Raw genomic sequence first — 12,991 nt, 5'->3', positions numbered from 1 at the left:
CCGCAGCCGCCCTACACGGATGCGGTCCGCAGCGCCCTCGGCCGCCGTTCCCGGTGCCCTTCCCGCAGCCGCTGGCTGATCACCTGGGAGATGCCGTCGCCCTTCATGGTCACGCCGTAGAGGGCGTCGGCGCACTCCATGGTGAGTTTCTGGTGGGTGATCACGATCAGCTGGGAGCTCTCCCGCAGCTCCTCCATGATCCCGATCAGCCGGCGCAGGTTGGTCTCGTCGAGCGCCGCCTCCACCTCGTCCATCACGTAGAACGGGCTGGGCCGCGCCTTGAAGATCGCCACCAGCAGCGCCACCGCGGTCAGCGAGCGCTCGCCGCCGGACAGCAGCGACAGCCGCTTGACCTTCTTGCCCGGCGGGCGGGCCTCCACCTCGATGCCGGTGGCCAGCATGTCGTCCGGGTCGGTCAGCACCAGCCGGCCCTCCCCGCCCGGGAAGAGCCGGGCGAAGACGCCCTCGAACTGGGCCGCGGTGTCGTGGTACGCCGAGGTGAACAGCTGCTCGACCCGCTGGTCCACGTCCCGGACGATGTCCATCAGGTCGCGCCGGCTGCGCTTGAGGTCGTCCAGCTGCTCACCGAGGAACGCGTGGCGCTCCTCCAGTGCGGCGAACTCCTCCAGCGCCAGCGGGTTGACCTTGCCGAGCTGCTGGTACGCCTTCTCCGCCGCCCGCAGCCGCGTCTCCTGCTCGGCCCGGACGTACGGGTACGGTTCCCCGGGCTCGCCGCCCTCCTCCGGGAGGGACGGCGGGACGGGCCGGTCCGGCCCGTACGAGGCGAGCAGCCCGCCGCCGTCGATGCCGAACTCCTCCAGCGCGCGGGCCTCCAACTGCTCGATCCGCAGCCGCTTCTCCGCCCGCAGCACCTCGTCCCGGTGCCCGGCGTCGACCAGCTTGTCCAGTTCCTCCTTGAGGCCGCGGCCGTGCTCGCGGTGCTCGCGCAGCTCCTGCTCGCGCTCGGCGCGTTCCTGTTCGACGGCCGCCCGCCCGGCGTCCGCGCGGGCCAGTGACACCTCCAGGCAGGCCAGCAGCTGCCGGGCACCGGCCGCGACGGCGTTCGCCACCGAGGCGTCGTGCTCGGCGCGCCGGCGGCGCTCGGCGGCCCTGGCGCGTGCCTCGCGCTCGGCGCGGGCGGCCCGGTCCAGCTGGTCGGCCCGGCCGGCCAGGGCGCGCACCCGCTCCTCGTGGGTGCGCACCGCGAGTCGGGCCTCCAGCTCGGTCTGCCGGGCGGCGCTCGCGGCCCCGGCCAGCCGCTCCCGCTCGGCGGTGTCCGGCTCGTCCTCCCCGTCCTGGGCCGACTGCTCGGCGGCGGTCAGCCGCTCGGCCAGTTCCTCGGCGCCGTCGAGCAGCCCGGTCAGCGCCCGCTCGGCCCGCGCGACGGCGGCCGACAGCCGCTCGGCCTCCCCGGCGGCGGCCCGGGCCTGTCCGCCGAGCCGGCCGAGCGCTCCGGCGACCCGGGCCCGCTCCTTCTCGGCCTGGCGCCGCTGTTCGGCCAGTCGCTCCACCTCGGCGGCCGACTCCCGGCGCCGCTCGGTGAGTTCGGCCAGCAGCTCGGCCGACTCGGCGCAGCGGGCGGTGAGTTCCCCGATCGCCCGGGCCGCCTCGTCCACCGCCGCCCGGGTCTCCAACAGGCTCGGGGCGCCGGCGGACCCGCCCTGGGCGAAACCCGTGCCGAGCCGGTCCCCGTCGAGGGTGACGGCGCGGGCACCGGGCAGCGCGGCGACCAGCCGCAGCGCCCGGTCCAGGTCCTCGACCACCGCGACCCCGGACAGCAGCTGCCGGACGGCGCCGAGCAACTCGACCGGGCCGTCGACCAGTTCGGACGCCCAGCGGGCGCCGTCCGGCAACTCCCCCGGCACGTCGGGCACTTCGGCGGCACCGGCGATCAGCAGCGCGGCCCGGCCGGCGTCCTCGGCCCGCAGCAGCCGCAGCGCTGCGGCGGCGGTGGACGGCGAGTCGACGGCCACCGCGTCGGCCGCCGCACCGAGCGCCGCGGCGACGGGCACCTCGCACCCCGGCTCGATCCGCAGCAGCGCGGCCGCCGGGCCGAGCAGTCCGTCCAGCCGCTCCCCCGCGTCCAGCAGCGCACCGGTGCCGTCCTTGCGGCGCAGCCCGAGGGAGAGTGCCTCGTGCCGCGCGACCAGTCCGGCCCGCTCCCGCCCGGCGGCCCCGGAGGCCTCCCGAGCGGCAGCCAACTCGGTCTCCACGGCGGCCAGTTGCTCACGTGCCCGCTGGTACCCGGCCTCGGCCCGGTCGTCCTCCCCGGCGAGGCCGTCCACCTGCTGCCGGAGTTCGTCCAGCTCGCCCCGGGCGGCCTCGGCGCGCAGCAGCGCCTCGTCCCTGGCCTCGGTGAGCCGGCCGGTCTCGGCCTGCGCCGCGGCGGCGGCGGACCGGGCGGCGGCGGCCTGCCCCTGGAGCCGGGCCAGGCCCTCCCGGCGGTCGGCGATGGCCCGGGCGGCGTCGCGCAGCCGGCGTTCCTCGGCGGTCAGCTCCCGCTCCAGCTCGCCCCTGCGCTCGACCGCCTCGGCGAGCGCGTACCGGGCCTCCTCCAGCGCCTCGGCCAGCGCGGCCTCCTCCTCGCGGACCCGCTCGGCCTCCCGCTCCAGCTCCTCCGGGTCGCGCCCGCGCCGCTCCTCCCCGTGCGCCCCGGCGGCGGCGTGCCGGGCGCGGGCCTCGGCCAGTCCGATGGTGCCGCGGGTACGCTCGGCGAGCGCGGAGAGCCGGTACCAGGTCTGCCGGGCGGTCTCCAGGCTCGGCCCGAGCCGCTGGACCTGGGCCTCCAGGACGCGCTCGCGCTGCACCGCCCGGGCCAGTTCCTGCTCGACGGTGGTGCGGCGCAGCCGCAGCGCCAGCTCGTCCGCGACCTCGGCCTCGACGGCCCGACGCAGCGCGCACAGGTCGTCGGCGAGCAGCCGCAGCCGGGCGTCCCGCAGGTCGGCCTGGATGCCGGCTGCCCGGCGGGCGATCCGGGCCTGGCGGCCGAGCGGTCCGAGCTGCCGGCGCAGTTCGGACACCAGGTCCTGGACCCGGTTGAGGTTGGCCTGCATCGCGTCCAGCTTCCGCAGCGCCTTCTCCTTGCGCTTGCGGTGCTTGAGGACGCCGGCCGCCTCCTCGATGAGGGCGCGCCGGCCCGTCGGGTCGGCGTGCAGGACGGAGTCCAGCTGCCCCTGCCCGACGATGACGTGCATCTCGCGGCCGATGCCGGAGTCGGAGAGCAGTTCCTGGATGTCCAGCAGGCGGCAGGTCTCGCCGTTGAGCGCGTACTCGCTGCCGCCGTTGCGGAACATGGTCCGGGTGATGGTCACCTCGGAGTAGTCGATCGGCAGGGCGCCGTCACCGTTGTCGATGGTGAGGCTGACCTCGGCGCGGCCGAGCGGGGCGCGCCCGCTGGTCCCGGCGAAGATGACGTCCTCCATCTTGCCGCCGCGCAGCGTCTTGGCCCCCTGTTCGCCCATCACCCAGGAGAGCGCGTCGACCACGTTGGACTTGCCGGAGCCGTTCGGGCCGACGACGCAGGTGATGCCGGGCTCGAAGCGCAGCGTGGTGGCGGAGGCGAAGGACTTGAACCCGCGCAGCGTCAGACTCTTCAGGTGCACGCGGCCGGTCTCCTCGTTCGCTCACGACAGGGACCGACCCTATCCGGAGTGCGACACGACGAAGGGACGCCACATCAGGGCGTCCCTTGCAAGCTGCGTCCCTTTCGGGGCGGCTCAGTGCACAGCGGCGTCGATCTGCGAGGACCGGGCGGGACTCAGGTGAGAGCCGGCTCCCGCTGATCCAGATCGATGCTGTTGAGCAGCGAGTGCTCGTCAGCGACAGCGGTGAGAGCGTCGTTCTCCGCCTGCATCCGAAGGAGCTCGGCTTCAAGGTCCTGGACGCGCTGCTGGAGCCGTCGCATCTCGGAGAGCATTCGCGGGTCGGGGCCGCCGACGTACCCGAGAAGCGCCTTTGCCATGATGAATGGTCCTCCACGCTGAGTGACCGAACCGGAACGGTACAGGTCTAGGGGGAAGGGGGACGCACGCGCGGCGCGCCACCGGAAGTGCTGGCTGGGCACTACGGCACAACCACCGTGAGCTGGGCTCACGAGGGCATGCGCCTGCCGGGAGAACGCGGTCGTGTGCGCGGGCTTCCAGCGTCTCACCAAAGACGGAAAGGGTCAACACGATCACCGCACGCTACCGCGCCCCTGTCACCTGCCCGGCGGTGTCGTCACGCCTGGGGGGCCTCGGGCCGGGTCCACGACACGCTCGTGGATCATCGTTCGATGCGGAGTCAACCACGAGTCTGCCCGGATGGCAACCTCGTGACACCGCCAGTTCCGGATCTTTTCCCCGGAGCCCGCGCGGTGGCACGGCGGCGGGGCGACGGCAGGGCGGCGACGGGCCGGCAAGCGGTCGGCGGCGGTCCGGAAACCCGGACGGCTCAGCGGATCTCGAAACCCTCGTAACCAGGGCCGACGGCCGTCCAGATCTCGGTGACACCGGCGACGTTCCCCGGGGTGCCGGGGCCGCGCAGCCGGGCCAGCAGCTCCTCGCAGTCGGCCGCGAGACCCTCGGCCACCACCTGCACCCGGCCGTCTCCGAGGTTGCTCGCGTAGCCGCTGAGGCCGATCTCCAGCGCCCGTGCCCTGGTCCACCAGCGGAACCCGACCTGCTGGACCTTCCCCCGGACCCAGGCGGTCACCCGGACCGGTTCCTCACTGTGGGCGTCGCGACCGTGCATGCCCCGACCCTAACCCCCGCACACGGGAGCGGCCCCGCCGGAGAACCGGCGGGGCCGCGTCAGTGGCGGGCGGGCGGGTTACCAGTCCCCGCCGCCGAAGTCGCCACCGCCGCCGAAGTCACCGCCACCACCGAAGTCGCCACCCCCGAAGTCGGAGGCGTTGAAGTCGGCGCCGGTGAAGTCGCCGCCCTCGTACTGGTCCTGGTAGCCGCCGCCCATCATCGGCGCGGCCGCGTACGCCGGGGTGCTCATCATCGAGCCGAGCATGGTGCCGACCAGCAGGCCCGGCAGCAGGCCGCCGCCGCCGAAGCCGCTGTAGTACCCGCCCGCGTACGGGGCGTACGCCGGACCGGCGTTCCAGTACGGCTGCGGGCCCTGCTCGGTGTCGACGGTGCGGATCGCCGGGTCGAGGCCGGCCGCCATCCGGTCCGCGTCGGCCTGGCAGACCGGCACGGAGCGGGCGGAGCCACCGGCCGGGGACCAGTCGACGTCCTTGACGGACGGGCCGTGGCGCGGGTCCATGAAGCACGGGGGACGGCGCTCGGGCAGCGGCCGCTTCTCCCGCCGGGCGGCCAGGGTGGCCAGCGAGAAGCGGCCCTCCTCGATCGCCTCGGTGACCTGCTTGACGTCCTCCGGCCGCTTGGCCTCGTCCATCAGCCGCTTGGACTTGTCGTACGAGTCCAGGGCCTGGCTGTAGTCGGTGCGCTGGGTGTCGTCGGCGTCCGCGGCGGCCGGGTTGAAGTCGAGCCGCTCCAGTTCGACGCCGAAGGCGGTGATGTCCTCGTCCACCACCCGGCGCAGCTGCTCCAGCTCGGCCCGGGCCTGCGCCTCCTTGCGCTGCTTGGCCCGGCGGAACAGGAAGAAGACGCCGGCCCCGGCCAGCGCCAGCAGCACGACCGGGATGACCACCCAGGCGATCGAGGTGCTGTGGTTGACCCCGGTGCCCTTGGTCTGCGGGGCGGCCTGGTCGACGAAGGAGTTCAGGGTGGCGTCGATGTCGCCGCCGTTCGAGCGGGCGGCCGCACCGGCGATGCGCTGGGGCTGGCCGGCGCCCATCGCGCCGCGGTCGCCGCCGGCGTCGAGCGTGCCGTCGTGCCAGACCGCGTAGACGCCGTCGACGCCCACCAGGGTGCGGAGGTCCTGGAGGGTGGCCTTCCCGAACGCCTTGTCGGGGATGACCGCGACGAAAATCGGCTTGTCGGCCTTGTCGATCTTCTTGGTCAGGGCGTCCGCCTGGGACTGGCTGAAGCGGCTGGTCATGGCCGGGGCGACGTAGACCTGCCCCTTCTTCATGGCGGCGGCGGCATCGCTCAGCCCGCCCGCGGCCGAGGCCGCCGGCGCCTGCAGGAGCATCAGCAGCCCGAGCAGCGCCGCCACCAGGGCAAGCGGCCCGGCGCCCCGGGAACGTCGTGCAAGGGTTCTCATGCCCCCGACGCTACCGTGACCGGCCCCGGAGCACGCCATACCCTTCGCATACTGGTATCGACAAGAGTCCCCGTCGTCCGCCGGGGTGGCGCCCCTCCTCGGGGATGATGTTTCCCCGAGCTTCCCCTGAGACGGGCCCGGCGCGGGAACCCCGCGAGGCCCCCGGACGTACGTTCCGGCGGGCCCGGCCCGGTGCCGGGGCACTACCGGGGGGCGTGCCGACCGTACCGCGCGAGCGGGCATAGTGGTCCCGGACCGCCGGTCCCATTGCCTTTTCTTTACTCAGTCCGTTCCTGACCCAACTCCCGATCGGAGCGCTCGGTGATCATCGGCCTCGTCACCGCCGTGGCGGCATCCGCCTGCTACGGCACCGGCTCGGTCCTCCAGGCCGTCGGATCCCGCCGCTCCGCCCGGGAGGAGGCCGCCAAGGGCGCCACCACCTCGACCACCGAGCACGGCGGCCCGAGCCTGTCCTCGACCGCGAAGGCCGCCGTCACCTGGGAGTTCATCCTCGGCACGGTGCTGGACCTGATCGGGTTCGGGCTCGGCGCCCTGGCCGCGCGGCTGCTGCCGCTGTTCCTCTCCCAGACCATCATCAGCGCCAACCTGGTGATCACCGCGGTGCTCAGCATCAAGCTGCTGGGCATCCGGCTCAAGCAGCTGGAGTGGGCCTCGATCGGCGTGCTCTGCTCGGCGCTGGTGCTGCTGGCCGTCTCGGCCGGGCCGGAGGGCGGCCACCACGTGGCGATGTCCTTCCACTGGGCGCTGCTGATCGTCATCACCGTGCTGCTGGCCGGCGGCACCCTGCTGGTGCGGCGGATGGGCGCCAACGGCGCCATCGTCGCCGGTCTGCTCTCCGGCCTCGGCTTCGGCGCCCTGGGCGTCGGGGTGCGCATCCTCAACGGCATCGAGCCGTTCGCGCTCGGTCAGCTGCTCTCCGACCCGGCGCTGTACGCCGTCCTGGTCGGCGGCCTCGGCGGGATGTACATCCACACCGTGGCGCTCCAGATCGGCTCGGTGAACGGCGCGACGGCCGCGCTGGTGGTCGGCGAGACGGTGCTGCCCGGCGCGGCCGGTGTGCTCTGGCTCGGCGACTCCTCCAAGTCCGGCCTGGGCTGGCTCGGCGTGGTCGGTTTCCTGCTCGCGGTGGTCTCCGCGGTCGGGGTCGCCTACTTCGGCCAGGACACCCACGGCACGCCCGGGGAGCCGGCCCCGCAGGAGCCCGAGCTCACCCGGAAGTAGCGCTCGGCCTCAGCTCAGGGCCTGTCCCCCGGGCCCTGGCCGCGGGTGCGCGGCACGCGCTGGCAGCGGGGGCAGAAGTAGCTGGAGCGGTTCATCCAGGCCGCCCGCCGGATCGGGGTGCCGCAGCGGCGGCAGGGCTCCTGCTCGCGGCCGTAGGCGTCGAGGTCCCGGGAGAAGTAGCCGCTCTCGCCGTTCACGTTGACGTAGAGGCTGTCGAAACTGGTACCGCCGACGGCGAGCGCCGCCGTCATCACGTCCCGGGCGTCGGCCAGCAGCAGGAGGGCCTGCGGGCGGGTGAGCGTCGCGGTCGGGCGGTCGTAGTGCAGCCGGGAACGCCACAGCGCCTCGTCGGCGTAGATGTTGCCGACGCCGCTGATCAGGCTCTGGTCGAGCAGGGCGCGCTTGACGGTGGTGCGCTTGGCCCGCAGCGCGGCCACGAAGGCGGCGTCGTCGAATCGCGGGTCGAGCGGGTCGCGGGCGATGTGCGCGATGGAGACCGGGGTGCCCTCCGGATCCCCGTCCTCGGCCTCCTCGACCGCCAGGCCGCCGAAGGTCCGCTGGTCCACGAAGCGCAGTTCGCGCCCGCCGTCGTCGAAGCGCAGCCGGACCCGCAGGTGCGTCTCGTCGGGGACGGACGGGTCCTGGACGAGGAGCTGGCCGCTCATCCCGAGGTGGCCGATCAGCGAGAAACCTTCGCCGGTACCGGTCAGCGGCACCCACAGGTACTTGCCGCGCCGCTGCGCGCTGCCGAGGGTGGTGCCGGTCAGCCTGGCCGAGAAGTCGGCCGCGCCGGCCGGCTGGCGGCGCACCGCGCGCGGGTGCAGCACCTGGACGTCGGCGACGGTCCGCCCGGCCACCCAGTCGGCCAGACCACGGCGGACGACCTCGACCTCGGGAAGTTCGGGCACGGGAACACGCCTCCTGCTCGGCACGGATCGGCATCCGCACGGATCGGCATCGGTACGGATCGGCAGGAGTGAAGGTTACTGCGCGGCGGGCCCGGCGTGCCGGGCCACCGCTCAGGCCCCGGCGGGGAGCCGGTCGGCGTACTTCTCCTTGATCGCGCGCCAGGCGCTCTCGGCGGCCTTCTGCTCGGCTTCCTTCTTGGAGCGGCCGACGCCGCTGCCGAAGTCCTCGCCGGCCACCCGGGCCGCCGCGGTGAAGGTCTTCTCGTGGTCCGGACCGGACTCCATGACCACGTACTCGGGCACGCCGATGCCCACCGAGGCGGTGAGCTCCTGGAGGCTGGTCTTCCAGTCCAGGCCGGCACCCAGCTGAGAGGACTCCTCGATCAGCGGGTCGAACAGCCGGTGGACGAACTCGGTGGCCGCGTCCAGTCCCTGGTCCAGGTAGATGGCGCCGATCACGGCCTCGACGGTGTCCGCGAGGATCGACGACTTGTCGCGGCCGCCGGTGCCCTCCTCGCCCTTGCCGAGCCGGATGAACGTGCCGAGCTCCAGGCCGCGGCCGACGTCCGCGAGCGCGCGGGAGTTGACCACCGCGGCGCGCAGTTTGGCGAGCGTGCCCTCCGGGACGTCCGGGTGGACGCGGTAGAGGGTGTCGGTCACCACGAGGCCCAGCACCGAGTCGCCGAGGAACTCCAGGCGCTCGTTGGTGGGCAGCCCACCGTTCTCGTACGCGTACGAGCGGTGGGTCAGGGCACGTACCAGAAGGGCGCGCTCGAGCGTGTACCCGAGGCGCCCTTCCAGGACGTCGTATTCGGTCGAAGCCGGCCCACCGGCCTTGCCACCGCCCGAAGGACCCTTCGGGGCGGTGGACGCCTTGCGGGTGGAGTTACCGTCCGACATCGATCCGTGCACCCCGCCGATCAGACCGAGAGGACCTGGCGACGGTTGTACGTGCCGCAGCTCGGGCACGCGATGTGGCCGAGCTTCGGCTCGTGGCAGCTGTCGCACGCCACGAGGGCCGGAACGACGGCCTTCCAGTTGGACCGACGGTGGCGCGTGTTGCTGCGCGACATCTTCCGCTTCGGAACAGCCACGGCTACTTCTCCTGGTTCTCGGCGAGACCCTCACGGGTGTCGCTGGTCTTGATCCCGTCACCCTCGTCGCCGGGGGCGGCGGAGAGTCCCTGCAGAGCCGCCCACCGGGGGTCGGCGGCGTCGTGGTGGTGCGCCGGGTCGTCGCTCAGGCGCGCTCCGCACTCGGAGCACAGGCCCAGGCAGTCTTCCTGGCACACCGGCTGCAGCGGCAGTGCGAGCACCACCGCGTCACGCAGCACCGGCTGGAGGTCGAAGAAGTCGCCCTCCAGACGGTAAGTCTCTTCTTCCGAGTCCTCGTCGAGGTCCTCGGTCCCGGCCGTCGCGGCGCGATGGCGCTCGTCGGACTCCGGGTAGTAGTACAGCTCCTGGAAGTCGACGTCGATGTCGAACTCGACGGGCTCCAGGCACCGGACGCACTCGCCCTCGACCCGGGCCTCGGCGGTGCCGGTGACCAGCACGCCCTCGACCACGGACTCCAGGCGGAGCTCCAGCTCGATCGGGCTTCCCTCCGGAACCCCGACCACGTCGACGATCCCGAGGCCCTCGGGGGCCTCCAGGGTCCGGCTCACCTTGCGCATCGAGCCCGGGCGACGGCCGAGCTCGTGCGTGTCAAACACGAGGGGGTCGCGGTGGTCGAGGCGGTTCACAGTGTCCTGACTTCCATAGGAATCAACGAGGAGTCCCCATACAAGTCGGCGTTGCGAGAGGGCAAGCCGACGGCCGGACATGGGGAGGCCGGAGTGGTCAGACTACCGGAGTCTCCCGCCAGGCCCAACTTCGGTCCCGTCAGGAGACTCCCCGCACCGTCGCGCCGGGCCGGTTCAGCGGCCGCCGAGCTCCCGCAGCCTGGTCATGTCGATCATGCTGGTGTCGAAGAAGCTGGTCTCGTCCAGGCCCTGGCCCTGGCCCTGCTGCTGGCCCTGCTGCTGGCCCTGCTGCTGGCCCTGCTGCTGGCCCTGCTGCTGGCCCTGTTGTTGGCCCTGTTGTTGGCCCTGCTGCTGGTGCGGCACGGTCGGCGGCGCGGCGGGCGGCTGCGGGTAGGCGTAGGCGTCGTACGACTGCGCCGGGTAGCCCGGCTGCTGCTGGTACCCGTAGCCCTCGCCCTGCTGGGGCGGGTAGCCCGGCTGCTGCGGGTAGCCGCCCTGCTGCTGGCCCCACTGGGTGTTGTACGGGTCGCCCTGGCCGGCCGGGTCGAAGCCGCCGCCGTACACCTCGGCGTACTGCCCGCCCTGCTGCTGGGCCGCCGCATACTGGTCGGCACCGGGAGCCGGCCAGCCGGCCGCGGCCGGGGCCTGCTCCGGCCAGGTCTGCTGCTGCGGGACCTCCTCGCGGTACCAGGCGATGTCGCCGCCCTCGGCGTCCTCGGCGAAGCCCGCCGCCACCGCCTCGGCCCGCTCCTTGGCCTGCTGGGCCTGGTCGGCGGCGGCCAGGTAGGCGCCCAGGTCGTCGATCGGCCGCTTGCCGAGCAGCTTGTCGCGGCCCTTGCCGACCGCGTCGAGGGTGGCGCTGAGCACGTTCTCCAGGGTGGCGAGCTTCACGTCGACGTACTCGTCCACCTCGGGGCTCGGGCTGATCCGCTGCGGGCGGAACTCCTCGCCGTCGCTCTCGCCGCCGGACTCGGTCTCGAAGACGCCGGAGTCGCCGCGCAGCTTGGTGCGGCCGCGGCCGACCGCGCCCAGCGTCTTGGTCAGCACGACCTCGAAGTTGGCGAGCTTGCTGTCCACGTAGTCGTCGGCCTCGACGCGCTTGGCGTCGACCTCGGCGCGCGCCTCGGCGAGGATCCGGTCGGCCTCGGCCTGGGCCCGGCGGACCACCTCGGTGTCCGAGATCAGCGAGCCGCGCTCGGCGTGCGCGCCCTGGATGATCCGGTCGGCCTCGACCTGGGCGCCCGCCACCACCTGCTCGTGGTCGGCCATCACCGACTGGGCCTGGGCCAGTTCGGCGGGCAGGGCCGCCTTGAGGCCGTTGAGCAGGCCGATCAGCTCGGCCCGGTTCACCACGCAGGAGGCCGACATCGGCATCGAGCGGGCGTTCTCGACCGCCGCCACGATCTCGTCGACCTTGTTCTGCACGTCCACGGGGCTTCGTCTTTCCGTGTGCCGCCGACGCTCCGGCGGAGGCAGGCCCGACGCGGTGGACCTCACCGCAGGGCAGGGAGTACTGACTGTACGGCCACTGCCCTGCGGGTTCCCAACCCCCGAGCCGAACGGGCGCCCCGGGAAACGGACATGACGTGACGAACCGGCAGAATCGGACAACCGGCGGACTACTGCGCGGCCTTGCGCTCCGCGATCCGCTCGACCAGCCGGCTGTGCACCGCCTCCGGCAGCAGGTGCGAGACGTCGCCGCCGTACGAGGCGACCTCCTTGACCAGCGTCGAGGAGAGGAAGCTGTACGTCGGCGAGGTCGGCAGGAACAGCGTCTCCACCGCGGTCAGGCCGTTGTTCATGTGCGCCATCTGCAGCTCGTAGTCGAAGTCGCTGACCGCGCGCAGGCCCTTGACGATCGCCGGGATGCCGCGCTCGCGGCAGAAGTCCACCAGCAGGCCCTGGTGCGACTCGACCACCACGTTGCCGAAGTCCGCGGTGACCTCCTCGATCAGGCCGATCCGCTCGTCGATGGTGAACATGCCCTGCTTGTTCCGGTTGACCAGGACCGCGACGTGCACCACGTCGTACAGCTTCGAGGCGCGCTCGATGATGTCGAGGTGGCCGTTGTGGATCGGGTCGAACGAACCGGGACAGACGGCTCGGCGCATGGCGTGTGTGCTCCCTCGTGGGGTGACGGCTACTGCGGGCCGCGGCCCGCTACTCCTGATCTCCGGCCGCGGCGGCGCGACCGTACCAGAGCGTGCCCTCGCCGTAACGGCGGGAGCGCAGCCCCTCGAACCCCTCGGGCCAGCCGAACTCGCCGCCCCGGGTGCTGCGCTCCACGGTGACGAGTGCGTCCTCCACGAGCCAGCCCCCGGCCGACAGTGTGGTCAACATCTCGCGCAGCTCCTCGTCCGTCACCGCGTACGGCGGGTCGAGGAACACCAGGTCGTACGGCGTCTCCGGGGCCGGGCCGGCGATCACCTTCTCGGCCTTGGCGGCCCGCACCTCGGCGCCCGGCAGGCCCAGCGTCCGGACGTTCTCCCGGATCACCCGGGCCGCCTGGCCGTCCGCCTCCACCAGCAGGACGTGCTCGGCGCCGCGCGACAGCGCCTCCAGGCCGACCGCGCCCGAGCCGCCGAACAGGTCCAGCATCCGGGCCCCGTGCACGGTGCCGCGCAGCGCCTCCAGGGTGGAGAACATCGCCTCACGGGCCTTGTCGGAGGTCGGGCGGGTGCCCCGGCCGGGCGGTACGGCCAGTCGGCGGCCGCCGGCCGCCCCGGCGATCACGCGGGTCATGGTGGTGGGAGGTCCTTTCGTCGCTGCCCGACCACGCTATACGGCGCGGGGCCCCCCCGGGGCCACCCCCGGGGCCCGCCCGGGGGGGGGGGGCGGGGGCGGGCGCGGGGCGGGGGGGGGGGGGGGGGGGGGGGGGGGGGACGGCGAGGTCCGGGGCGCCGGTGTGCGACTGGCTGATGCTGCGGACGGCGCCGGCCAGCTG

Annotated in this window: 12 protein-coding genes; 1 reads left to right on the top strand and 11 read right to left on the bottom strand. The window is 73.5% G+C overall.

The features are described 5' to 3' along the window. Positions 1 to 11: 11 nt before the first annotated feature. The 4 genes from smc to ACFRAR_RS09350 all read right to left on the bottom strand — a co-directional run bounded on the left by smc (position 12) and on the right by ACFRAR_RS09350 (position 6,156). On the bottom strand, positions 12 to 3,602 hold the full coding sequence (gene smc / locus ACFRAR_RS09365) for a chromosome segregation protein SMC (protein ID WP_380696541.1): 3,591 nt from the start codon (positions 3,600 to 3,602) through the stop codon (positions 12 to 14). A 155-nt stretch (positions 3,603 to 3,757) separates the two neighbouring features. After that, the gene (locus ACFRAR_RS09360) at positions 3,758 to 3,961 is read right to left on the bottom strand and encodes a hypothetical protein (RefSeq protein WP_045702518.1); all 204 of its coding nucleotides are present in this window, start codon (positions 3,959 to 3,961) and stop codon (positions 3,758 to 3,760) included. Between the two features lie 470 nt (positions 3,962 to 4,431). Continuing rightward, complete coding sequence (locus tag ACFRAR_RS09355; RefSeq protein ID WP_380696539.1) at positions 4,432 to 4,731, bottom strand: acylphosphatase; 300 nt, start codon at positions 4,729 to 4,731, stop codon at positions 4,432 to 4,434. Positions 4,732 to 4,809: 78 nt separating this feature from the next. Next, positions 4,810 to 6,156: a hypothetical protein gene (locus tag ACFRAR_RS09350; protein ID WP_380696537.1), complete on the bottom strand. Its 1,347-nt coding sequence runs from the start codon at positions 6,154 to 6,156 to the stop codon at positions 4,810 to 4,812. 321 nt (positions 6,157 to 6,477) lie between these two features. Here ACFRAR_RS09350 and ACFRAR_RS09345 point away from each other — a divergent pair, with 321 nt between their 5' ends. Next, positions 6,478 to 7,398, top strand: coding sequence for a hypothetical protein (locus tag ACFRAR_RS09345; RefSeq protein WP_380696535.1), 921 nt, complete (start codon positions 6,478 to 6,480; stop codon positions 7,396 to 7,398). A gap of 14 nt (positions 7,399 to 7,412) precedes the next feature. Here ACFRAR_RS09345 and mutM read toward each other — a convergent pair whose 3' ends face one another. The 7 genes from mutM to rsmD all read right to left on the bottom strand — a co-directional run bounded on the left by mutM (position 7,413) and on the right by rsmD (position 12,789). Further along, the gene (mutM, locus tag ACFRAR_RS09340) at positions 7,413 to 8,306 is read right to left on the bottom strand and encodes a bifunctional DNA-formamidopyrimidine glycosylase/DNA-(apurinic or apyrimidinic site) lyase (protein ID WP_380696533.1); all 894 of its coding nucleotides are present in this window, start codon (positions 8,304 to 8,306) and stop codon (positions 7,413 to 7,415) included. A gap of 111 nt (positions 8,307 to 8,417) precedes the next feature. Beyond that, entirely contained in the window at positions 8,418 to 9,206 is a 789-nt protein-coding gene (gene rnc, locus ACFRAR_RS09335) for a ribonuclease III (protein ID WP_380696531.1), read from the bottom strand. Between the two features lie 20 nt (positions 9,207 to 9,226). After that, a complete protein-coding gene (rpmF, locus tag ACFRAR_RS09330) occupies positions 9,227 to 9,400 on the bottom strand; it encodes a 50S ribosomal protein L32 (RefSeq protein WP_188303282.1) in 174 nt (57 codons plus the stop codon). A gap of 2 nt (positions 9,401 to 9,402) precedes the next feature. Then, complete coding sequence (locus ACFRAR_RS09325) at positions 9,403 to 10,047, bottom strand: YceD family protein (RefSeq protein ID WP_380696529.1); 645 nt, start codon at positions 10,045 to 10,047, stop codon at positions 9,403 to 9,405. Positions 10,048 to 10,221: 174 nt separating this feature from the next. Beyond that, positions 10,222 to 11,478 (bottom strand): cell division initiation protein, encoded by a 1,257-nt coding sequence (locus ACFRAR_RS09320; protein ID WP_380696527.1) that lies wholly within the window; start codon positions 11,476 to 11,478, stop codon positions 10,222 to 10,224. Positions 11,479 to 11,666: 188 nt separating this feature from the next. Continuing rightward, positions 11,667 to 12,158: a pantetheine-phosphate adenylyltransferase gene (coaD, locus tag ACFRAR_RS09315; RefSeq protein WP_380696525.1), complete on the bottom strand. Its 492-nt coding sequence runs from the start codon at positions 12,156 to 12,158 to the stop codon at positions 11,667 to 11,669. A 49-nt stretch (positions 12,159 to 12,207) separates the two neighbouring features. After that, a complete protein-coding gene (gene rsmD, locus ACFRAR_RS09310) occupies positions 12,208 to 12,789 on the bottom strand; it encodes a 16S rRNA (guanine(966)-N(2))-methyltransferase RsmD (RefSeq protein WP_380696523.1) in 582 nt (193 codons plus the stop codon). Positions 12,790 to 12,991 lie beyond the last annotated feature (202 nt).

The organism is Kitasatospora sp. NPDC056651 (genome assembly GCF_042792155.1).
Classification (GTDB): domain Bacteria; phylum Actinomycetota; class Actinomycetes; order Streptomycetales; family Streptomycetaceae; genus Kitasatospora.
This window is presented reverse-complemented; position numbering and strand designations above follow the sequence as displayed.

Excerpts from the sequence above, each read along its gene's own strand:
- ACFRAR_RS09360 (WP_045702518.1), bottom strand. The coding sequence starts at position 3,961 with ATGGCAAAGGCGCTTCTCGGGTACGTCGGCGGCCCCGACCCGCGAATG.
- ACFRAR_RS09355 (WP_380696539.1), bottom strand. The coding sequence starts at position 4,731 with ATGCACGGTCGCGACGCCCACAGTGAGGAACCGGTCCGGGTGACCGCC.
- ACFRAR_RS09350 (WP_380696537.1), bottom strand. The coding sequence starts at position 6,156 with ATGAGAACCCTTGCACGACGTTCCCGGGGCGCCGGGCCGCTTGCCCTG.
- rnc (WP_380696531.1), bottom strand. The coding sequence starts at position 9,206 with ATGTCGGACGGTAACTCCACCCGCAAGGCGTCCACCGCCCCGAAGGGT.
- coaD (WP_380696525.1), bottom strand. The coding sequence starts at position 12,158 with ATGCGCCGAGCCGTCTGTCCCGGTTCGTTCGACCCGATCCACAACGGC.
- rsmD (WP_380696523.1), bottom strand. The coding sequence starts at position 12,789 with ATGACCCGCGTGATCGCCGGGGCGGCCGGCGGCCGCCGACTGGCCGTA.